Source organism: Orenia marismortui DSM 5156, assembly GCF_000379025.1.
GTDB lineage: Bacteria > Bacillota > Halanaerobiia > Halobacteroidales > Halobacteroidaceae > Orenia > Orenia marismortui.
In genome coordinates this window covers 989,689-1,013,655 of the sequence record NZ_KB900617.1, presented here as the reverse complement: position 1 = coordinate 1,013,655, position 23,967 = coordinate 989,689, and the positions used below count along the sequence as shown (strand labels likewise).

Below are 23,967 nucleotides of genomic sequence, written 5' to 3'. Positions count from 1 at the left end.
ATACTGTAAAATAATTATACATTAGGATAAAATTAATAAATAGCATAAGATTTAGGTGATTGTAGCTTCTTACAATAAGGAATGGAGGAAAGCAAAATGATCACACCGATAATTATGGCTGGAGGAGTAGGAAGTAGGTTTTGGCCATTAAGTAGAAAGGATAGACCTAAGCAATTTCTTAATTTAGTAGATAAAAATCGGAGTATGATCCAGGCTACTGTAGATAGAATCAGTAAATTAACTGCCCATGATAATATCTTTATTGCTACTAGCCAAGATTATGTAGAGAAGATGCAAGAGCATTTGCCAGAGATTCCAGTGGATAATTTGACAGTAGAACCTATGCGTAAGAATACTGCAGCTAGTATAGGATTAGCTTCTATTTATATAGAACAAAAGTCTCCAGAGGGAATAATGGTTGTATTACCTTCAGATCATTTAATTATAGATGAGGCTAGTTTTTTAGATACAGTAGAGGCTGCTGTTGAAGTGGCTGATAATGGCGATAATCTAGTTACTATTGGGATTGAAGCTACTCATCCGGAAACAGGCTATGGATATATTAATTATGACAAGAAATATATACAGGTTAATGGTCATGAGGTTTTTGAGGTTAAAGCCTTTACAGAGAAGCCTAATCGAGAAAAAGCAGAACGTTTCCTAGAAGCTGGAACTTATCTTTGGAATAGTGGAATTTTTGTTTGGAAAGTATCTACTATTCGTAAGATGTTTAAACTTTATATGCCTAAGTTAGATAAGAGTTTAGAAAAAATGAAGGAAGCTATTGGTACTGCAGAAGAAGCAGAGATAATTAGAGCTGAGTTTGAAAAATTAGATGATATCTCAATTGATTATGGTATTATGGAAAAAGCGAAAGATATTTATGTAATTCCAGGAAGTTTTGGTTGGGATGATATTGGAAGTTGGCCAGCTTTAGAGCGAGTACAAAAAAGAGACAAGCAGGGTAATGTAATTTCTGGCCATCATATTGGGATTGATACGAAGAATACTATTGTTCATGGTAATGGAAAGATAATTACTACTATGGGATTAGAGGATATAGTTATTGTTGATACTGATGATGCTATTTTAATTTGTGACAAGAAAAAAGCACAGGAAGTTAAGGAAATTAGAAATTTATTAGCTGATAGAGGATTAGATGAATGTTTGTAGTAGTTGATGTTCATAAGGTATAATAGTTAGTTAAAGTTAAGTTATACTAAATATCTATTTTTTAGATATTAAGAGTTAGTTGAATTTTGGAGGTAGAAATTAATGAAAAAGGCTTTAATAACAGGTATTACAGGACAAGATGGATCATATTTAGCAGAGTTTCTATTAGAAAAAGGATATGAAGTTCATGGTATTATTAGGAGAGCTTCTACTTTTAATACACAACGAATTGATCATATCTATCAAGATCCCCATGAAGATGATATTAGATTATACTTACATTATGGTGATATGACTGATGCTAGTAATTTAAGTAGGTTAATTGAGAAGATTAACCCAGATGAAATATACAATTTGGCAGCACAGAGCCATGTTGCTGTATCTTTTGAAATGCCAGAGTATACAGCAGATGTTGATGCTCTTGGAACATTAAGATTATTAGATGCTATAAAAGAGTCGAAAATAGATACTAGATTTTATCAAGCTTCTACAAGTGAACTCTATGGTAAGGTAAAAGAAATTCCTCAAAATGAAGAAACCACTTTTCATCCGCAGAGCCCTTACGCAATAGCTAAGCTTTATGCTTATTGGATAGTTATAAACTACCGTAAAGCTTACAATATTTATGCAGTAAATGGGATTCTATTCAATCATGAATCACCAAGAAGAGGAAAGAGGTTTGTAACTCGTAAGATTACTAGGGCTGCTGCTAGAATTGCTAAGGGTAAACAGGATAAGCTTTATCTGGGTAACTTAAATGCTAAACGTGATTGGGGTTATGCTAAAGACTATGTGAGAATGATGTGGATGATGTTACAACAAGATACTCCTAAAGATTTTGTAATAGCAACTGGAGAAAATCATACAGTAAGAGAATTTACTGAATTGTCTTTCAAACATACAGGAATAGATATTGAATGGGAAGGTGAAGGAGTTAATGAAAGGGGTATTGATAAGAAAACTGGCAAAGTTCTAGTAGAGATAGATCCTAAATACTTTAGACCTGCTGAAGTAGACTTATTAATCGGAGATCCTACTAAGGCTAAAGAAGAGTTAGGATGGGAGCCTAAAGTTAAGTTTGGTGAATTAGTAAGGATTATGGTGGAGGCTGATTTGAAAGCTATTGAAAGAACAGGAGATATTTAGTATGGAAGTTAGCTTAGGTTACTAATTTAGATGACATTAATATCCAAGTTAACATTAACTGGAGGTTTTAATAATGGAAAAGGATGCAAAAATTTATATAGCTGGTCATCGGGGAATGGTTGGTTCTGCATTAGTAAGAAAGCTTAATGTAGTAGGGTATAATAATTTAAGGGTTAGACCTTCTTCTGAATTAGATCTAAGGAGGCAAGCAGAGGTAGAGAAGTTTTTTGAGCTAGAAAAGCCTGAGTATGTCGTTTTAGCAGCTGCTAAAGTGGGAGGAATTCATGCTAATAGTAGTTATCCAGCAGAATTTATTTATGATAATTTGATGATAGAAGCAAATATAATACATTCTGCTTATAAAAATAAAGTTAAGAAGTTACTATTTTTAGGAAGTTCATGTATTTATCCTAAATATGCGAAACAGCCAATGAAAGAAGAGTATTTATTAACAGGTGATTTAGAGCCCACTAATGAAGCATATGCTATAGCAAAAATAACTGGCATAGAATTATGTAAATTCTATAGAAAACAATATGGTTGTGATTTTATTAGTGCTATGCCAACTAATCTATATGGTATAAATGATAATTTTGATTTAGAAACTTCTCATGTAATGCCTGCTTTAATTAGAAAATTTCATGAAGCTAAAGTTAATGGTGAAGATGAGGTAGTGATGTGGGGAACAGGAAAAGTGAAAAGAGAATTTCTTTATGTAGATGATTTAGCAGATGCTTGTATTCATCTAATGAATAATTATAGTGATGAAATTCATGTAAATATAGGAACAGGAGAAGATATTGAAATTAGAGAACTTGCTCAAATAATTAAAGAAGTAGTAGGCTATGAAGGTGAAATAGTCAATGATTTAAGTAAGCCAGATGGGACATCTAGAAAGTTATTAGATGTTTCTAGATTACATGATCTTAGCTGGAAGCATAAAGTTGAGTTAGAAGAAGGGATTAGAAGAGTATATGAATGGTATGTGGAGAATGAAAAATAATGAGTGATAAAGAACTATGGAAAGGAACTGCTATATATACTTTTTCAAATATATTATTGAAAGCTGGAGCAATTTTATTTTTGCCGATATTAACCAGATTACTGAGTCCTACTGAATATGGAATAGTAGGTCTTTTAAATCCAATAATTCGAATGATAACAATAATATTTGTTTTTGGCTTATATATACCTCAGAGTAGAGAATATAGTTTTTTGAAAAATAATAAAGATAAGTTAGGTTCTTATCTATTTTCAGTAAATATATTTTTAATTATAATTGGTGTACTTTTTTATATTATTTCCACATCAAATTTAGGTTTTAGAGCATGGGAGTTTCTATTAGATATCAATAAAGTAGGAAAAATCAACTTCAAATTAGCAATTATAATTGCTATAGTTAGTAGTTTGAATTTAATGGCTAATAAATTCTTTCAAATAGAAAAAGCATACAGAAAAGTTTCAATTTCAAGTATAATTAGTTTTATTATAAATATATTAATATCTTTATATTTGATAAAATATTATAATCTTGGTGTGCAGGGTAGGATAATAGGATTTATGTCTGGGGTATTATTTGTTTTTTGTTTTCAATATTTTAATTATTCAAGAAAATTCAAATTAAAGTTTAATTATAAATATTTAAAAGAGTCTTTACTAATTGGTTTTCCGATGATATTAACTGGAATTATGGGTAATATCATAAATTATAGTGACAGGATTGTATTAGGAAAGTATCTGAGTTTAGAAATAGTTGGAGTTTATTCTCTAGCCTACACAGGTGGTATGGTACTTGTTGTTTTTATAAATTCTTATATAAATAGTTGGACCCCAAATTTTTATGAGATAATACAGAAGGATAAGAACAACAAAAAATTATCTTCTAATTTAGAATTATTCATTGGATTATTAGTAGTTATATCACTTATTGGGCAATTATTTGGAAAAGAATTAATTTATTTTATTTTACCAAATTCTTATCTGGATACTGTTAAATATTTACCATATATTATTTCTGCTATGCTTTTGCAAGGTTTTTATCATTTCCTAGTATTATTTCTTCATTATTATAAAGATAGTAAATATACCACTTTCTCAACAATTTTAATAGGAGTGTTAAATTTGGGGATAAATATTACGTTTGTTCCTAAGTATGGTTCTATGGTTGTTGTTTGGAGCACTATCTTATCCTTTTTTGTAAATGTATTAATTTATTTTTTAATTATTAGATTTAAATATAAAATTAAATTTAGTTACTTAAAATTAGCAATGCTTTATTTTTTTACTTTAAATCCACTAATTATATTGCTATTTAAATTAGAAATTTCATTATTACACTTATTATATAAATGCATTTATTTTATTTTGATATTAATAGTATTGAATTACGAATTCTCTATTTTTAATAAAATATTTAATATATTAAGGAGAAAAAAATGTTAGCACCTATAGTGTTATTTGTATATAACAGACCTAAACACACAAGACAAACTATAGAAGCGTTAAAAAGAAATAAATTAGCAAGTCAAAGTGAACTTTTTATATTTTCTGATGCCCCAAAGAGTGAAGATGTAAATGAAGATGTTCAAGAAGTGAGAGAGTATATTAGAACAATAACTGCTTTTAAGAATATAACGATCAAAGAAGCTAAAGAAAATAAAGGTTTAGCTAATTCAATTATATCTGGAATAACAGAAGTAATCAGGAAATATGGTAAAGTTATTGTTTTAGAAGATGATTTGATTACATCTCCTAATTTTCTAGAATATATGAATCGAGCGCTTGATTTTTATGAAGAGAATCAAAAAATCTGGTCAATAAGTGCGTATAACTTACCCATAGAAATTCCAAAGGGCTATAATAAGGATGTTTATTTATCTTATCGAGCTTCTTCTTGGGGATGGGCAACTTGGAAAGACAGATGGAAGAAGAATGATTGGTCAGTTTCTGATTATATTCACTTCTTAAAGAATAAAGAAGAACAGAAACTCTTTAATCGTGGTGGAGATGATATGACTGAGATGCTTAAAAGCCAAATAGATGGAAAAATCGATTCTTGGGCTATCAGATGGTGCTACAGTCAGTTTAGGGATAATTCCTATACAATATATCCTGTGAAATCTAAGGTGCAGAATATTGGAAATGATGGTAGTGGAGTTCATTGTGGAAATACCGATATAAGTTATGTAGAGTTAGATGATGGTTCTAGCAGGACAAATTTTTCAGATGATTTAGAAGAAAATAAAATTATTCTAAGGAGATTTAAGAAGCATTATGATCCGAGAACCTTCAAGGGCAAAATAGGAAAATTATTAAAGAAGATTGGCTTATATGAATCGGTAAAACAGGTCTTAGGGAGATGAAAAACAATGAATGTAGTTCATTTAAGTACCTCAGATATTAATGGTGGGGCAGCTATAGCAGCCCATAGGCTTAATTTGGCATTAAGAGAAGAGGGCATTGATTCTAAAATGCTAGTAATGAAAAAGTTGAGTGATGAAGTAAATGTTGATACAGCTAAAAAAGGAAAATTAGAGAAATTAATTTTGTCTAAGCTAAGAAGATTAAAAGAAAAAATAACTTTAAATAAATATAAGGATAGAGAAAATCCCAGTTTATTTTCTACAGGAAGGTATGGAATAGATATATCAGAACACCCATATATCAAAGAAGCTGATGTAATTCATTTACATTGGATAAATGGGGGATATCTATCATTAAAATCATTAGAAAAATTAGGGCGATTGAATAAAAAGATAGTATGGACTATGCATGATATGTGGTCTTTTACTGGAGGGTGTCATTATAGTAGCCACTGCAAAAAATATCAAAAAGAGTGTGGGGATTGTCCTATATTAGAGACTAATAAGGAAAATGATATAACAAGAAAGGTCTGGAGAAAAAAATCTAAGGTATTTAAAGGATTAGATATGAAAATTATAGCTTGTAGTAATTGGATTGGAGAGTGTGCAAGAAATAGTTCTTTATTTGAAGATAGAGAAATCGTAGTGATTTCTAATGTATTAGATGATAATATATTTAAATCAATAGATCAAGATATGGCAAAGGAGATTTTAAATTTAAAGCAAAATAAAAAATATATCTGCTTTGGGGCTATGAATTCAACTAGTGATCCTAGAAAAGGGTGGGTTTATTTAAAAAGAACAATTGAATTATTAAATGAAGAAAATCCAGTTATGAAAGATGATGTTGAGTTATTAGTCTTTGGTGCTAGTCATTCTGATGAGATAGAAGAACTTCCTTTTAAGACTAGTTTTATGGGAAGGATTTATGATGAATATACTCTTGCTCTAATATACAATGCTTCTGATCTATTTGTTGCTCCATCTTTAGAAGATAACTTACCTAATACAGTTAATGAAAGTTTAAGCTGTGGAACCTCTGTTATTGCATTTGACATAGGTGGTATGGTAGATATGATAGAGGATAAAAGGAATGGATATTTAGCTGAATATAAGAATATTGAAGATTTAGCAAGAGGCATAAAGTGGTGCTTAGACAATTTGAAGAATGTTAATCTAAAAAGCGATAAATTTAAAAAGAAAAGTATAATAAAAGAGATATTATCTATGTACAGAAGTTAGAATGGAGGTAATTAAATTGGAGGAAGATGAAATGAGGGAAGAACCTTTAGTTTCAATAATTACTGTTTGCTATAATAGTGAAAAATATATAAAAGATACAATAGAATCTGTATTAGCTCAAGATTATTATAATATTGAATATATTATAGTTGATGGTAAATCTATAGATGGTACTTTAGATATAGTTAAAGAATATGAGCCTAAATTTGATGGCAAGATGAAATGGATATCAGAAGAAGATAATGGAATTTATGATGCAATGAATAAAGGGATTAAAATGGCTAGTGGAGAGATTATTGGGATAATAAATAGTGATGATTGGTATGAGGGAGATATTGTCCAAAAAGTTGTTGATATATACAATCAGTACAAAGAAGATAATTTGATTATAACTGGTAGTATGTGCCGTGTAGATCAAGAAGGAAGAAAGTTATTCAAATTGCCTAAAGATAAAAATAACTTAGATGAATTAATTGATATCACAATGCCTATTAATCATCCAGCTACTTTTGTGACACAAAGAGTATATGATTCGGTTGGAGTATTTGATGAAAATTTCAAGATTTGTGGAGATTATGATTTCATATATAGAGCTTATTATAGTGACACTACTAAGTTTATTTTTATAGATGATTTAGTTTCATATATGAGATTAGGTGGAGTGTCAGGTCAATTTGATAATTTATGGCTTCATGTTTTAGAAAATTATAAGTTAAGAAAAGGAAAATTAAATAATATTATAAATTCATATTATTCTGTGAAATTTTTACTCAAACATATGTTAAAGTATGGAATTAAAAAGATAATTAATAAAGAATTATTATTGAAATATTATAAACTTAGACATTAAAATATTTATATACTATGGTTTGTATAATAATTACTAATACAATAAATTATTTAAATTGAAAGGAGCAAAATTTGAAAAAACAAAGTATTACATTAGTTGGACAGTTTCCACCTCCTAATGGTGGGATAAGTATACCAGTTAAAAAAATTTATAAACGAATAAAAAAAAGTGAAGAATTTTTAGATGTAAATGTTGTTGACATTAGCTATGATAATAAATATATAAATAAAGGTAATTCAATATATACTATCACTGGTAATAAAATATGCTTGTTTTTAAAGACTTTATGGACAATTTTTAAGAAAAAAAATAATATAGTCCATTTCCATGTTGCTGGATTTGGAATGTTTTTTTTAGTAGGGCATTTTTTACACTATGTATGCAAAGATAAAGTTACTATTATAACTATTCATGGTGGTGATTTTTGCTTAAATTATAAGAACTCAAATAATCTGAAGAAATATTTAATTTATAAGTTAATAAAAAAATTTGACAAAGTTATTACAGTTAATGTAGAACAAAGAAAATTTTTAAAGCAAAAACTGGACATAAATTCTAAAGTTATTCCTGTATTTGATACACCACAATATAATGAAGAGATAGTAGATTTAGACTTAAAAGAAGATATATTAGAATTTAATAATAAATTTGACAAGGTTATTATTTTTACTGGTATGATGTTAAAGTATTATGGTTTGGAAGTACTATTAAATACAATTAAACATCTAATCGTAAAGGAATATAATCTGGGATTAATTATAGTTTTATATGGTAGGCAGCAAGATAATAAATTTAATCAAAAGATTGATAAGTTATTAAATGAATTAAGAGGTAATACTAAACTACTTAATAAACTAGAACAAAATAACTTTTATTATTTATTGAATAAAGCTGATATTTTTATAAGACCAACATTTTGGGATGGAGATTCATCAGCTTTAAGAGAGGCAGCTTATTTTGGAAATCAAGTTATAGCAAGTGATTGTACCTGGAGACCTAATAAAGTTATAACTTTTAAAAATAAAAGTTATAAAGATTTATCAGAAAAATTAATAAAAGTAATAAAAAATGAAGATATAGGAAAGTTAGATAACATAGATTTTGATAATACAGCTAATATTTTAGAACTATATAGAACTATAAATAAAAAGCAATAATTTATTATTATTATAATTTGAAAGACAGGTGTTTTAATATGTCTATTTTATTTCTTCAAAGTCCCTATTCATTTTTATTTAGAGATTTAGCAGTTGAATTAGAAAAGAATAATATAGATTGTTATGCTTTGACCTTTAATTTAGGGGATAAGTATTTATATAAGGGTATAGATCAAATAGATATAAATAAATTAATTAGAACTAAAAGAGTTGTTAATATTGATAAACTAGAGCTAGAGGAGATTTTAGCTATAGAAAATTATTATACTAAAAAGAAAGAAAAGATACTAAATGAGAAATTAACTGATAAAGAAAAAAACTATTTTTATCTTTATACTAAGGTACTAGAAGAGATTATAAAAGAGAAGAATATAAAGCTTCTAGTAATGCAAAATGATACTAGATGGCAACATTCTTTAGCAATTTATCTTGCGAATAAGCTGGATATAGATTATTTGGTATTTGAATTAGGGTTATTTAGGCCAAATACAATAACTATTGATTCTAAAGGGGTAAATTATAATAATTCTGTACCTAGAAAGAAAGAGTTTTATCAAAATGTAGATATAGATAATAGATTTAATTATAAAGAACTAGATACAGATATTAGTGAGTTCAAAAGAAATTTAATAGTAGCTAAATATATGCTATATTATAGACTAGGAGATTTATTTGCTCAAAATAGTATTGAAAATAAAAAAATTAAGTTACTAGATTATTTTAAAAGATTTCTTAAAACTTATATTAGTAAGACATCTCAAAAACCTAGAGTTAAAGAGCTTCCTGAAAATTATATATTTGTTCCTTTTCAAGTAGCTAATGATTCTCAAACTTTAGTCCATTCAGAGTTTAATAATATGATGGAGTTTGCTACAGTCGTTATTGAAGCTGTGGAGAAATATAACAAGAATAATCCAGACAATAGAATGTCAATAGTTTTTAAAGAGCATCCCATGGATGTAGGAAAAGTAAACTATGATAAATTTCATCAAAAATACTCTAATAATAAAGATATAATCTTTGTAAAAGAGGCTCAGACCAAAGAACTAATTAAAGATAGCAAACTAATAATTACTATAAATTCTACAGTTGGAATTGAAGCTTTGGAGATGGGGAAGAAAGTAATTTGTTTAGGGCGATGCTTTTATGCTATTGAAGAAATAGCTTTGCAATCAAACAGAATAGATCTAGCTAATGATATAAGTTATATGTTAAATAAGAAGTTAAATAGAAGCTTGATAAATAATTTTCTAGATTATATCAAATATGAGTATCAGTTTGAAGGAAATGAGTATTATTATAATCAGCAACAGATTAAAAAAATTTCACAGTTAATCTTAGAAAGATTACCTAGTTAAATAAAAGTAGAATATTGCGTAGTTAGATAAATTATAAGTAGTTACTTATAATTTTTATCTTTATAGAGTAAATAATAAATTGATGATAATATATTATAATCTAAAGGCTGAATTAGTAAATTTCAAATATTAATTCATATCCAAAATAATTCTCTAATACTTTAATATTCTTCTCCATATACTATTTTTAAAACAAAGAGTAGTATGGAGGAGATTATGAAAAAGATTAAGGTAATGTCTATCTTTGGAACCCGCCCTGAAGCAATTAAAATGGCACCTTTAATCAATAAATTAGGAGAAGAGAAGAAGGTGGAATCGATTGTAGTAGTAACTGCTCAGCATCGGGAGATGTTAGATCAAATAGTAGATTTATTTGCTATTAAGGTCGATTATGACTTAGATATTATGACTCCAGGCCAAAGTTTATCAGATATTAGTGCAAAAATACTGATTGATTTAGAGCAAGTTTTAATTACAGAAAAACCAGATTTGATTTTAGTCCATGGAGATACTACTACAAGTTTTATAGCAGCATTAGCAGCCTTTTATCATAAAATTAAAATCGCTCATATTGAAGCAGGCCTAAGAAGCTATAATAAATATTCACCTTATCCTGAAGAGATTAATCGAAGTTTAACAGGTGTTTTAGCTGATATACATTTTACACCTACTATTAATAATAAAGAAAATCTACTAACAGAAAACATTTCGGAAGGGGATATTTTTGTAACAGGTAATACAGTAATTGATGCTTTATTAGAAGTTATAGAAGAAGATTATTCTTTTGAGGAGGACATTTTAAATAGAATTGATTTTAAGAATAAAAAGATTATTCTTTTGACAGCTCATAGGAGAGAAAACTTAGGAGAAAAGATGGCAGAAATATTTAGTGCGATTAAGGAATTAGTATTTGAAAATTCAAGTATAGAAGTAGTATTTCCAGTTCATCTAAATCCAAAGGTCAGAAAGCTTGCCCAAAAGATATTAGGTGATTTAAAGGGAGTTTATTTGATAGATCCTCTTAACTACGGAGATTTTGTTAATTTAATGGCTAGGGTATATCTGATTATGACAGATTCAGGAGGAATACAAGAAGAAGCACCTACGTTAGGAAAACCTGTTTTAGTGTTAAGAGAGGTTACTGAGCGTTTAGAAGCATTAGTAGCTGGAACTATTAAGTTAGTGGGGACAGATAAAGAGAAGATCATTAGTGCGGTGAGTAAATTAATTATTGATAGCGCTGAATATAATAGGATGATTAATAAGAACAATCCTTATGGTGATGGAAAAGCAAGCCTTAGAATATGTGACTATATACTGCACTGCTACAGACTAAAAAATGTAAAAAAAGAAGAATTTTCATATAATTAAAAGGGTTTTCTATAAAAGTATTTAAATAATATAATTAGTTTATATTAGTTTATATATATAATATTAAGTTTTAAATTAATCTTACTTTTATGTTATGATAAAAGGAGAGGTAGTCTATGGCTAAAAGAACAGTATTAGTAACGGGAGGAGCTGGATTTATCGGTTCCCATATTGTTGATAAGTTAATTGCAAGAGGGGATAAAGTTATTGTAGTAGATAATTTATCAACAGGAAGATTAGAATACTTAAATCCATTAGCAAAGTTCTATAAGTTAGATATTAGAGAGGATTTAAGTGAGATATTTAAAAAATATAATATTGATTATGTCATACATCAAGCAGCTCAGATAGATGTACAGCAATCTATTAAAGATCCAAGTTTTGATGGAAATGTCAATATTATAGGTACAACCAATTTATTAGAATATTGTTGTAAATATAATGTAAAGAAAATTATTTATGCATCTACAGCAGCTGTTTATGGACAACCCCAATACTTAGGGGTAGATGAAGAACATCCAATTAACCCAATTTCTTATTATGGGATTTCTAAACATACCCCTGAACATTATATTAAAGTATTCAGTCAACTATATGGCTTAAATTATACTATTTTGAGGTACTCTAATGTTTATGGAATTCGCCAAGGTTTTGCAAGTGAAGGTGGAGTTATTTCTATTTTTATAGATAAGTTTTTATCAGGAGAAAGGCCAATTATTTATGGTGATGGAAAACAGACTAGAGATTTTATTTATGTTGATGATATTGTAAGAGCTAATATAATAGCTTTAGAAAAAGGAGATAATGAGGCTATTAATATTAGTTGTAACCATCAAACATCACTTAATCAATTGATAATGATGATGAAATCTATCCTAGCTGTTGATTTAAACCCTATTTATAAGAGTGCTAAATTAGGGGATATCAAATATAATTATTTATCAAATAAAAAGGCTAAAGAGGTATTAGGTTGGACTCCTAATTATGGCTTATCAGAAGGGCTAGAAGAAATCTTTGCCTATTACCAAAGTCTATATCAGGCTAAAGTAGAGATAGCTGTTAGTAGAAAGTGAAATTATTTTATGAATGCTAGCTATTAATTAAACTATACAAACTTTCATTAGTATTACTCATTTTTAGAAAATAGAAGGTATTTTGCTTGATACTATAGAAAATTATAGATAGTCTATAAGTATATAAATAAGGAGTGATTTTATGAAGGTGAAAAAGGCAGTAATACCTGCAGCAGGATTAGGAACTAGATTTTTACCAGCAACTAAAGCACAACCAAAAGAGATGTTACCAATAGTTGATAAGCCGACAATACAATACATTGTTGAAGAAGCTGTAGAATCAGGCATTGAGGATTTAATTATTGTCACAGGTCGTCATAAAAGAGCCATTGAAGATCATTTTGACAAGCATTTAGAATTAGAAATAGCCTTAGAGAAAAAAGGGAAAAAAGAGTTATTAGAGACTGTGAGGGATATTTCTGATTTGATTAATGTTCATTATGTAAGGCAGAAAGAGGCTAAGGGGTTGGGACATGCGATTTTATGTGCTAAAACCTTTATTGGTGATGAGCCTTTTGCAGTTTTATTAGGTGATGATATAGTTAAGGCTAAAAAGCCTGTAACTAAACAATTAATAGAAGTTTTTGAGGAGAAAGAAGCTACGGTAATTGGTGTTCAAGAGGTTCCAGACAATCTGGTACATAAGTATGGGATTGTAGATTATTCTATTCAATATGGTGATTTATATAGGGTTAAAGAGTTAATTGAAAAGCCTAACTTAGCAGATGCTCCTTCTAATATAGCAATTTTAGGTCGTTATATTATTACTCCTGAAATCTTTGAAATATTAGAAAATACTCCACGCGGCAAGGGTAACGAAATTCAACTGACTGATGCTTTACAGAGACTTATGGGCACAGAAGAGGTTTATGCACAAATATTTACTGGTAAGAGATATGATATCGGTAATAAATTAGGATTTTTAGAGGCTACTATAGAATTTGCTTTAGATAGAGAAGATATTAAAGGTGATTTTAAAACTTATCTACAAAAACTTATAAAAAATCAAAGTTTATAACTATATATTAAAAGCTTCCAGTTAAAACTGGAAGCTTTTTGATTTTCAACTATTAAAAAAACTTGCTAAGCTACCAATAATTAATTGTTGTTAAGCCATTTTAGGCACGTTATAATAGAATTAACACCTATAGAATAGAATTAAAATGGAAGGTGTGAAGAGATGTTAAAAAGAATAATTAAAGAGCAAAAAGTAGCTATATTGGCAGTTGTAATCATATTATTATCATTTATTAGTTCAGGGATTTTTGCATATTATAATCATAATAATCAAAGTGTAGATTATAATAGAGATCAGCTCTTATCAGAAGCGAATGTATTGTATTATGAAGGAAAGTATGAAGCTAGTATAAATAAGTATCGAAAATTATTGTCTTATGAGAATAGTAAAGTGGCGAGAAAGAATTTGGCAGCAGTTTATGAAAGTTTAGGAAAATATAAAGATGCAGCTAAAGAATATGAGCAATTATTAAAAGATGAGAATTCATCACAATTAAGACTTGATTTAGCTATGGCCTATTATAATTTAGATCAGCTTGATAATTCAGAAAGAGAATTAAAGATATTAAAAGATTCAGAATTAGAAGAGGACTATATTCTAAGGGATGTAAATTATTATTTGAGCTTAATAGCTAACAAAAGGTCTAACTATGAACAAGCTGAAGAATATATTAGATTAGCTCTAGCAGATAATAACTTTGCTCTAGGCTATTATCAATTAGGGGAAGTTAAATATAATCAAGGAGTTTATAAAGAGGCAATTGATTATTATTTAAAGGCTTTAAAGATTGATGGTAGCTTGAAGGGGGTAAATAGAAAGATTGCCCTAGCTTATTTAGAATTAGACCAAAGCAAGTCTGCAATAGTCTATTTAAAGAGAGCAAATAAAGAGAACAAAGAGGATAGAGTAATAGCTAATAAGTTAGCGGAGTTAAAGCTATCTCATCCAGATTACTTTGAAGATAAAGAGTTGACCTTGCCAGAAGAGAGGAAAAGGGAGATTCCAGATAGTGTTACTTTTGAAGAGGTTGAAGCTATTAAGGATCCAGGTAGAGAATTAAGAATAGGAATTTTAGATAATGAAGCAGAGGTTTATTTTAGAGTTGGAAGTGATTTTAAGGTTAAAGAAGAAGATAAGGTGATTTTAGAAGCTAAGAAATCTGATTTGCTCAAAGCGGTTTTTGAAGAGGGAAGGTACTATCTAGAAATTGGCGAAAAGAAGATAGAATTTAGTAATGCAGTTCAGGTAATTCCAAATAACTATGCTCCAGTATTAGTCCATAATATAATTTATGGTCGTGGGTATTATTGGGGGGGAATTGAAGATAGACAATATCGAGGGAGTCTTGAATTAATTCCAAGAAAGCAGGGTATTACTGTGGTCAATTTAGTTCATATGGAAGAGTATCTTATGGGAGTTATTCCTTCAGAGATGTCTCCATCTTGGCCAATAGAATCCTTAAAAGTTCAAGCGGTAGCAGCTAGAAGTTATACTTTAGCTAACTTAAATAAGCACAGTGATGATGGTTATGATCTATGTTCTGATGTTCATTGTGCAGCCTATAGAGGTATTGGTCGTGAATATCCTCGTTCTAATCAAGCTGTATTAGATACTGCTGGAGAAGTAATGAGTTATAATGGGAAGCCGATCAATGCTGTTTATAGCGCCAATTCAGGAGGACATACAGAGAATAGTGAGGATGTATGGAAGTTTAAAGTTGGTTATTTAAGGGGAGTGTCTACAGAAATTAAAGATTCTAAGTTTCCTTTAAGTCCAGCTGATTTAAAAGAATGGCTAAGAGATACTCCAACTTCTTATTCTAATAATTTAGAATTTACTAAAGCGAGTCATTATCGTTGGCAGCGTAGCTTATCAATAGAATATTTAGAAAGTAGCTTAGGAATAAAAAATATTAAAGAAGTTCTGCCTACACAAAGAGGAGAGTCAGGTAGTGTTAGATCATTATTAGTTATAGGTGAAAATGAGGAAAAAGAATTCACTTATAATTTGCGTTCTAAATTTGGAGGTTTAAGAAGTAATCGATTTTGGATACAACCACAATATGAGAATGGTAGATTAAGCAGCTTCTTATTCTATGGTAGTGGTTGGGGACATAGTGTTGGTATGGATCAAGTAGCTGTAGCAGCTATGGCTGATATGGGTTCTAAATATAAAGATATATTGAATCATTTCTATACAGATATTAAAATTGAGGATAGATATTAAAATAGAAAAGAGATATTATTCAAACAGAGAAGTCGTATTTTGTCGATTTCTCTGTTATTTTTTTATTATTAGAAGGTTTATTGTTTGATTTGTAGAACTGTATAGTTATAAAACAAAGATTATATTTATTAGACTAAAACAGTAATTAACTAATAGACAATAATGAAAGGAGATAAGATAGTGTCGCTAAAAATAGATTTTTCAAAATATTTAGAAATCTATCCCGATACTTCTGGTTTATATCCAGAGAAGTTAAAAGTTATTGGTGATAAATATCATCAAAAAGGTTATTTAACTAAGGACGAATTATATGAATTGGCTCATCTTAATTCTACTCGAAGCTCTTATCATGTTAAGAAAAATCCTAAAAATAGAGTTGAAAAGGTAACAGAGATAGCTTATAACATTGATGATGACTTTTCTAAAATTGCTTTATTAAGTAGTTTGAAGGGAGTAGGGACACCTACTGCATCGGCTATTATAACTAGCTTAGATGATGTAAGACATTGTGTGATTGATACTAGAGTTTGGGCTACATTACATCATATGGGCTATTTTAAAAAGGAGAAGGAAAGTTTTAAAGCTGAGGATTACATATCAATTATTAAAATTGTAAGAAGCTTAGCTCAAGAAGAAGGAATGAAGGTATCAGAGATAGGATATGCTCTTTTTGCTTATGATGTAGTACATAGAGAAGGAACTTTACACTAAATTATAAAATTGTATTTTGTGATTGATTTATAAGATGTTTTATTATTCTATATATAGAACATGAAAAGGAATTTAAATTCCTTTAACCACGAATGGTCACGAATATACACGAATAAGAGCATTAAAGATAATAGCTAATATTGAAAATTTTTTAATGATTTAAATCTTTTATTAGTGCTAATTAGTGTTCATTCGCACCCCAAGAGTACTTCCTCAGAAAAACATCTTCGGGGCGTGGTAAAAATAAGCTTTTAAAAATCACTTTCACAAAACTTGTGGAAGAACCTTTTAAATCAACTTAATAATTTATAATATGAAATCTTTATCGGTATATATATCATTAATAAAATTTATCATTAAAGGGGTGAAATTAAAGATGAAAAAAATTATAGTTCTATTTTCAATGCTTATATTAACAAGTTTCTTATTGTTAGGATGTAGTAAAAACTCTTATGACTCTTTTGGGCCTGCTTGGGATGTAGCTTATAAGGTTCCTTTAGCTAAAGATGAGAGTAAGACTTTAGAAGAGTTATTAGATGAAACTAGTATTGGTGAAGAAATACAGTTAGCACCTGAAGGTTCATTAGATTCAAGAGTTAAATTTGTTAAATCTAAAGAAGTTGATACAGTTAATATTGGAGAAGAGTTAACAACAGTCGATTTACCTCAGATTAATAAAAATATAAATTTGCCTTTAATCACCATAGGAGATACTACTGATAGTAGTAATAATGTTATTCAGGATATTAATCAATCTACTAATGCTACTTTAGTCTCAACTACTGGCTTGAGCATTCCTGGCTTTTCTTTGAATTTTGATGAATTTAGTAGTATTGTCTTTAGTAATAATTCGGTTAATAAGATGAACATTGAAGTAGCTAATAATACAGCTGCTACTATTGATTCTCTAAATTTAAGTTTTATAGATAACAATGGCAAAAGGGTAAGTACCACCTTTGCTATTCCTGCAAATGCTAGTAAGCAGGGGAGTTGGGATTTGAGTGGTGTTAACTTACCCCAGAATATTACAATCAACTTAACTGCTGATGTATCTGGTAGTGGAAGTGGTAATTTAGACTTTACTTTCTCTATACCTGAAGGGGAGATAAGTAAAGTTGCTGGTTATGATTTAAGTAGTGCTACTGCTGAGATTTCTACAACTATTTCAGCAGCAGAAAGTGGGATAGAATCACTTACGTTTGACAGTGGTAGTTTAGCTTTAAATATCCTTCCACCAGCTAGTAGCAATCTCAATTTTGCAATTACAGAGTTAAATGCTGGAGGTTTAAAGGATAGTTCACTTGATAATGGCTTAGTTGTTCCATTGGCTGATCAAGGAGTATCTTTTAATAATGATCAATTAGAATTATCTGCTAAAATTGAGGTTTCTGGTAGCAATATAACATATGATACCTCTGAATCAATACTAATTGATGGAGGTTTTAATAGTTCACAAATTGCTCAAGTAAGAGTAGATTTATCTCGAGTAGATATTGCTAAGACCGAGTATAATTTAACAAGTACAGAACTAATTAATGAATTGCCTGAGGACCTTAATAAACTTTCTTTAAGTGATGATGCGATTGCTGAATTAATTATAGATTATGGTAGCTTAACAGGCTTAGAAATTGATTTTAGTGGAGTTGATTTAGTAGCTAAATATAGTGATGGCAGTCAAGTTAGAAAGGGATTAGCTGAAATAACTCAAAATAATATCAGCCAAATTGATAGTCAGAATAGTTCTTTAAACTTACTGCATACAGATTCTGATTTAGTAGATTGGTTAAAGGATTTAGAAAGTTCTAACTTAGAATCTATTGATGTTCAAGGACTTATAAAAGTAGATTCTAATAGTATAGTTACTATTGATCCTCAAACTTCAATTACTGCCAAAGTAGATGTGGATATTCCCTTTGATTTTAGAGTTGAGGAGGATTATATAGAAGAAGTTAATCCAGCTTCAATTGATAATGTAGAGCAAGATGTAGTAGATGACTTTCAAGAGAATGCTAAGGAAGTTAGATTAATTATTGAAGAACTTAATAATCAAACTCCAGTAGCTATAGATTTAGAGATATATGTAGGTAGTGTTCCTGCTTGGAGTAGCTATAGTACTGATCAAGAATTAAGCGACTATTTAGATAGTTTAACTGAAGAAGAAAGAGATAATCAATTACAGCGCCTATATCAATCAGATAATCTATTAAAGAGCTTAAGTATTGATAGTCATGAACAGGAGAAAAGAGAGATTGTATTAGATGTTAGTAAAACTGATTTATTTATTCCTGAGGATCTTTATGTAGGTGTTAAATATACTATTCCAGCTGGAGATATAGTATTAAATTCTTCAGATATGGTAAGTATTAAAGAAGCTTATGTTAAGTTAGTTACTAAAGTAAATCAATCTAATGATTAGACCAGGAGGTGGAGATAATGATAAAGAAGAGTTTTTTAGTTTTGCTGTTGAGTTTTATAGTAGTTTGTACTTTTAATACCGCTATTTTTGCTGTTTCTTCTGCCAAAATGATAGGCTTAGGTGATAATTTTGTTACAGTAACTGGTGCTGATGCTCTATACGCTAACCCAGCGGCAGTAAACGCCAATAATAAATCCTTCACTCTAGAAATGGGCTTGTCATTAGATGTTTGGAATAACATGCTGATTAATGATTATATAGATGAGAGTGAAAAAGATGAGCTATTAGATAAGACAAAGGATGGATTTTTAGTAGGAGGAGATGGACAAGCTGGTTTAAAATTAATTATTGGACCAATGGCTATGATCTCTGAAGCTAGAGCAGATGCATTAATTAGATCCTCTTCTGATTTGGCAGAATTAATACTTAAAGGAAATGAAATTGGAAGAGATTATAACTTTGATAATACAGTTGGTTCAGGTGGAGTATATGGGGATTTAGGACTTAACTTTTCTGTTGAAAGTATAGAAGATTTAAAAGAATCCTTGAATTTGAAAGATCTATATTTTGGATTTACCTATCATAGATTAGAGGGAATGATCTTTGATTTAGAAGGAAAGGGTAAGGTGAATGTAGACTATGATTCTGAAGATACAGAGCCTGCTCTTACTAGTGATGGAGATTTTTTGCTTAAGTATAGTGATGAAGATGAACTAGCATCAGGTTCTGCGTTAGATTTTGGAGCTTATGCAGAGTTAAATGATAAATATAGTATTGGTTTTAGTGTTATGAATCTTGGGTCATTAACCTCTGAAAAAATTCATAAAGTTGAGTATAAGTACAATGAAGTAACTGAAGAGTTTGAAGAGATAGGTGATAGTGATACTATAATAGATGAAGATCTAGAATGGACATTACCTTCTATAATTAGGTTAGGGGCTAAGATGAATTATAGTGAAGATATAACATTCTTTAGCGATTATTCCTATACTAAATATCATGATGGTGATAAAGATCATAAATTCTCTGCAGCAACTGAATTAACTTGGTTAAAATCAGTACCGCTAAGAACAGGAATTAATTACTCAACACTACGAGAAGACTTTAACTGGTCAGCAGGATTAGGTCTATATCTGTGGGGTTGGAAAACGGATGTAGGGGTATCAGATTTAATGGGTCTATTTAACAAGTCTCAAGGGGTTGAATTTGCTTTAACTACAAAACTAGAATTTTAAATTAAATATTCGAAGGAGATGAGGATTTCTCATCTTCTTTTTCTCTTTTTTGTTAGATAAATTGATCAATTGTTCTCAAACTATGACTTACAGTATATTAAGCTTATATCCAGCCCGACAATTATAAAATGAAACTTAATGGGTATAATGCGACACTTTTAGGTGATAGGTGATAGGTGATAGGTTATAGGTTATAGGGGTTAGTAAGATCTTTCTATGTCCTAGCTCCTAACGCCTAACTCCTAACGCCTAACTCCGAAACTGTCTCTTTATCTTTCTATAACGAAATATTTAAAGTTCATTCTAAGCTTTGATATTTATATTATTAGACAAGATCATACTTTATTGAATGAATAGATGCTTTAATTACTATAAGATGTAAAAAAGTAATAAATATTAAAAAAAGAGGGTTTTTGAATATTTTATTGAAAACTATACTATAATTCTAACTATAATTTTAATCCTAGGTATTAGGAGGTCATAAGTCATGAGAAATAAGAAGTTAACCATAGTGTTATTGTTACTAATGTTTACACTATTAAATGTTAGTCTTGTAAAAGCCGAGACCCAAGGCAAGCAGAAAGTAAAGGCTAAAGGTGTATCTTATATACAGGATGATAATATAGCTAAGGCGCGTAAAGTTGCTATTGATGATGCTTTGCGGCGGGGAGTTGAAAAGGTTGTAGGAACTTATATAGATTCTCAAACTAAAGTTAAAAATTATCAATTGATAAATGATAATATTTTAAAAAGTAGTAAGGGTTATATTAAGAAATACCAAGTTTTAGATGAATACATCAAAGATAATAATTATTATGTTGAAGCTGAAGTTGAGGTTGGGACTGATAATCTATCTGAGGATTTAAGAGCTTTAAAGCTGAATATTAAGAGGGTAGGTAATCCTAGAATTATGGTTTTATTATCACAGAAAGAAGAGTATCTTAATTTACCAAATTCAATTGCAGAAAATGAACTAATAAGTCAACTTTTAAATTCAGGCTACCAAGTAATAGATGCTAGAAAGATTAATGAGGTTATTAATTATGATAAAAGGAATGCAATCTTAGCAGGTGATTTATTCCTAGCTGCAAAGATTGGGAATCGATTAAAAGCTGATTTAGTAGTAGTTGCTAACGCTTTGGCCAGTTATATTAATTTAAGTAGACATTTGCAGGATAATTCTTTAGCTGGTTTAGTGTCCTACCATAGTCAAATAGAGGCTAAAGTTATTAATGTATCAACAGCAGAGGTAATGGCAGCAGTAAATGGTGATGGTAAAGGGATAGGTAGTAATAAAGAAGATGCTGCTAATAAATCTTTAAGAGAAGCAAGTAGAAATATAAGTTCTAAAATAATAGAGCAGTTAAGTCAAAAATTAATTCAAGAACCTAAAAGAATTACTTTAAAAATTTCAGAGATTCAAGATCTAAAAGATTTAAATCAGCTTAAAAATAACTTACCACTTTTATCAGGAGTAGAGAATGTCTATTTCAGAGAGTATAACCAAGGAATAGTACTTTTTGATCTAGAGTTATTGAATACAGTAGAGGTATTAGATTTTGCTTTAGAATTACAACAAGCTGTAGATTTTAATTTGAAAGTTAATACTTTGAATGAAGGACAGCTTAGTTTAGAGCTTAAAAATTAAAAAGAGGTGATATGATGTTGCGAAATATTACTATTTATTTATTATGTCTGATTTTTCTATTTAGTGTTGTTGTACACGCTGATGTTAGTAGTGGTGGAATTTTTGAAAAAGAAGAGGATGGATACTTAGATTGGGAGAAATCAGTAGTTAGAGCAACAGGATTTGGAATTGCTCCATCTTATGTTAAAAATAAATCACAAGCAATAATCATGGCAAGAGAAGCAGCTATTACAATGGCACAACGGAGACTTTTAGAAATTATTAAAGGGGTTAGAATTGATTCAGAGCAGACAGTAGAGAATGCTCAAATTAAATCTGATCTTATCAAAAAGAAGGTTTCTGGGTTAGTAAAAGGAGCACAGATAGTCGAAGAAAAGAAGATGGATAATAGAAGTTATATGATAGTAGTAGAATTACAATTTTATGGAAGGGATGGCATTATAAAGGCTATCTTCCCAACTTTAAAGAATAATTTATCATCAGCTAATAACTCAGATCAAATTATTTCAGAGCCTCAAGATGATGTTGATGAGAATTATAATGATATTGAGTTAGAGGAGGACTATACAGGAGTGATAATTACTACTTCTTCAGATCTAAGTCCTGCTTTATCACCTAAGATCTATAATGAAGATGGAAGGGTAGTTTATAGTATTGATCAGGTTAAAACTGATGAAGTCATAACTAATGGTATAGTTTCTTATAGTAGAAGCTTAATTGATGCAAAGAACAATTCTTTAATAGGAGATAATCCATTAATTATTAATGCTCAAGGTGTTAGAGGAGAGTATAAGACTGATTTAATATTATCCAATGAAGATTCATTGTTGCTAGAAAAAGTGGGTCGAAGTGGGATTTTTAGTCAATCTAAAGTTGTTATCGTCTTAAATTAATACAGACTATTACATGAACTTTTTAGGAGGGAAGGTAATGAAGAAAAGTTACATATTATTAGCTTTAATCTTATTAGTCATAGTCTATTCTTCCCCTATTAGTGCTAAGCAGAATTTAGTAGCTGTAATGCCTTTTAATAATGGAGATCTTGGTTGGAATGGATTAGATAAAGAACATATTTTAAAAGGGATTACTCAGATGATCACAGATAAATTAGTTGAAGTAGATGGTATTAAAGTTGTAGAAAGAACTCGTCTTAATAAATTAATAAAGGAGCAGAAATTAGGGCAGAGTGGATTGATAGATTCAGTGACTGCTGCTGAGTTAGGAAGGATATTAGGAGTAGATGCTTTAATTTTAGGTACTTTAACTCAAATGGAAATCAAAGAGAAAGCAAGTATATCTTTTGGTCCCTTTAAAAGCTCTGGAGTAGCAGCAAAAGTTCTGCTTAGTGGCCGGTTAGTGGATGCTAGTAGTGGTGAAATTAAATCATCTTTTCAAGGTATAGGAGAAGGATCTGATAGATCTATTCAAATTTCTAACTTGAAGGGAGTAAGTTTTGGAACAGAAGCCTTCAAAAAATCTGCTTTAGGAAAGAGTATTGAGCAGGCAACTGATGACTTTATTAATAACATAACTGAGGGACTAAAATCTAAGAGTATAGAGGGAAAAGTAGTAAAAGTATTATCTAATAAGGTGATTATTAAGGTTGAGAGTAGTGAAGATTTTGCCTTAGGACAAAGAGGTCAGCTACTTCGTTTGATTGAAGTAGAAGAATTAGAAGAAGCAGTTACTATGCCTATGGGGGAAGTAAGAGTGATTAGTCTTAGTAAAGGGGCAGTAATTGCAGAAATTATAGAAGCTGATAGTCAGGTAACAAAGGGTGATATAATTAAGTTTGAATAGTCATATGATTATGTTATTTAAGAGGTATATAGAAGCCGATAGAGATTTCATATCATATATCTTAAATTTAAACTTTTATAATATTTTAAGAATTAAAAATCAAAATAATTTATTAGACAGCAGCACTGTGAGAGGAATTATTTTCTCCTCGATTAAGTACTCTTGGAGTGATTTACGCAGG

19 protein-coding genes are annotated in these 23,967 nt (G+C 29.6%); all 19 read left to right on the top strand.

Annotation, left to right across the window (positions count from 1 at the left end; all coding sequences use genetic code 11):
- The first annotated feature begins 96 nt into the window (after positions 1-96).
- The 19 genes from OREMA_RS0104520 to OREMA_RS18220 all read left to right on the top strand — a co-directional run bounded on the left by OREMA_RS0104520 (position 97) and on the right by OREMA_RS18220 (position 23,786).
- A complete protein-coding gene (locus tag OREMA_RS0104520; protein ID WP_018248089.1) occupies positions 97-1,173 on the top strand; it encodes a mannose-1-phosphate guanylyltransferase in 1,077 nt (358 codons plus the stop codon).
- A gap of 102 nt (positions 1,174-1,275) precedes the next feature.
- Entirely contained in the window at positions 1,276-2,319 is a 1,044-nt protein-coding gene (gene gmd / locus OREMA_RS0104515) for a GDP-mannose 4,6-dehydratase (protein ID WP_018248088.1), read from the top strand.
- 73 nt (positions 2,320-2,392) lie between these two features.
- Positions 2,393-3,322, top strand: coding sequence for a GDP-L-fucose synthase (gene fcl, locus OREMA_RS0104510; protein ID WP_018248087.1), 930 nt, complete (start codon positions 2,393-2,395; stop codon positions 3,320-3,322).
- Complete coding sequence (locus OREMA_RS0104505) at positions 3,322-4,761, top strand: lipopolysaccharide biosynthesis protein (RefSeq protein ID WP_018248086.1); 1,440 nt, start codon at positions 3,322-3,324, stop codon at positions 4,759-4,761. The genes fcl and OREMA_RS0104505 overlap by 1 nt, the downstream gene beginning before the upstream one ends.
- On the top strand, positions 4,755-5,681 hold the full coding sequence (locus OREMA_RS0104500; protein ID WP_018248085.1) for a glycosyltransferase: 927 nt from the start codon (positions 4,755-4,757) through the stop codon (positions 5,679-5,681). The genes OREMA_RS0104505 and OREMA_RS0104500 overlap by 7 nt, the downstream gene beginning before the upstream one ends.
- 6 nt (positions 5,682-5,687) lie before the next feature.
- Positions 5,688-6,923, top strand: coding sequence for a glycosyltransferase family 4 protein (locus tag OREMA_RS0104495; RefSeq protein ID WP_018248084.1), 1,236 nt, complete (start codon positions 5,688-5,690; stop codon positions 6,921-6,923).
- A gap of 16 nt (positions 6,924-6,939) precedes the next feature.
- Positions 6,940-7,773: a glycosyltransferase family 2 protein gene (locus OREMA_RS0104490; protein WP_018248083.1), complete on the top strand. Its 834-nt coding sequence runs from the start codon at positions 6,940-6,942 to the stop codon at positions 7,771-7,773.
- 71 nt (positions 7,774-7,844) lie between these two features.
- The gene (locus tag OREMA_RS0104485) at positions 7,845-8,930 is read left to right on the top strand and encodes a glycosyltransferase family 4 protein (protein WP_018248082.1); all 1,086 of its coding nucleotides are present in this window, start codon (positions 7,845-7,847) and stop codon (positions 8,928-8,930) included.
- A gap of 38 nt (positions 8,931-8,968) precedes the next feature.
- On the top strand, positions 8,969-10,288 hold the full coding sequence (locus OREMA_RS0104480; RefSeq protein ID WP_018248081.1) for a capsular polysaccharide export protein, LipB/KpsS family: 1,320 nt from the start codon (positions 8,969-8,971) through the stop codon (positions 10,286-10,288).
- A 216-nt stretch (positions 10,289-10,504) separates the two neighbouring features.
- The gene (wecB, locus tag OREMA_RS0104475) at positions 10,505-11,659 is read left to right on the top strand and encodes a non-hydrolyzing UDP-N-acetylglucosamine 2-epimerase (protein WP_018248080.1); all 1,155 of its coding nucleotides are present in this window, start codon (positions 10,505-10,507) and stop codon (positions 11,657-11,659) included.
- Between the two features lie 116 nt (positions 11,660-11,775).
- Positions 11,776-12,732, top strand: coding sequence for an NAD-dependent epimerase/dehydratase family protein (locus tag OREMA_RS0104470; RefSeq protein WP_018248079.1), 957 nt, complete (start codon positions 11,776-11,778; stop codon positions 12,730-12,732).
- A 142-nt stretch (positions 12,733-12,874) separates the two neighbouring features.
- The gene (galU, locus tag OREMA_RS0104465; protein ID WP_018248078.1) at positions 12,875-13,750 is read left to right on the top strand and encodes a UTP--glucose-1-phosphate uridylyltransferase GalU; all 876 of its coding nucleotides are present in this window, start codon (positions 12,875-12,877) and stop codon (positions 13,748-13,750) included.
- Positions 13,751-13,912: 162 nt separating this feature from the next.
- Positions 13,913-15,976: a SpoIID/LytB domain-containing protein gene (locus OREMA_RS0104460; RefSeq protein ID WP_018248077.1), complete on the top strand. Its 2,064-nt coding sequence runs from the start codon at positions 13,913-13,915 to the stop codon at positions 15,974-15,976.
- A 180-nt stretch (positions 15,977-16,156) separates the two neighbouring features.
- Positions 16,157-16,687, top strand: coding sequence for a hypothetical protein (locus OREMA_RS0104455; RefSeq protein ID WP_018248076.1), 531 nt, complete (start codon positions 16,157-16,159; stop codon positions 16,685-16,687).
- A 376-nt stretch (positions 16,688-17,063) separates the two neighbouring features.
- Positions 17,064-19,103 carry a hypothetical protein gene (locus OREMA_RS0104450; protein ID WP_018248075.1) on the top strand — a complete coding sequence of 680 codons (2,040 nt, stop codon included), beginning with the start codon at positions 17,064-17,066 and terminating at the stop codon, positions 19,101-19,103.
- Positions 19,104-19,120: 17 nt separating this feature from the next.
- The gene (locus OREMA_RS0104445) at positions 19,121-20,338 is read left to right on the top strand and encodes a DUF5723 family protein (protein WP_018248074.1); all 1,218 of its coding nucleotides are present in this window, start codon (positions 19,121-19,123) and stop codon (positions 20,336-20,338) included.
- A gap of 487 nt (positions 20,339-20,825) precedes the next feature.
- The gene (locus OREMA_RS0104440) at positions 20,826-21,986 is read left to right on the top strand and encodes an LPP20 family lipoprotein (RefSeq protein ID WP_018248073.1); all 1,161 of its coding nucleotides are present in this window, start codon (positions 20,826-20,828) and stop codon (positions 21,984-21,986) included.
- A gap of 14 nt (positions 21,987-22,000) precedes the next feature.
- Positions 22,001-22,879 carry an LPP20 family lipoprotein gene (locus tag OREMA_RS0104435; protein WP_018248072.1) on the top strand — a complete coding sequence of 293 codons (879 nt, stop codon included), beginning with the start codon at positions 22,001-22,003 and terminating at the stop codon, positions 22,877-22,879.
- 37 nt (positions 22,880-22,916) lie between these two features.
- Entirely contained in the window at positions 22,917-23,786 is an 870-nt protein-coding gene (locus OREMA_RS18220; protein ID WP_018248071.1) for a CsgG/HfaB family protein, read from the top strand.
- Positions 23,787-23,967: the final 181 nt, after the last annotated feature.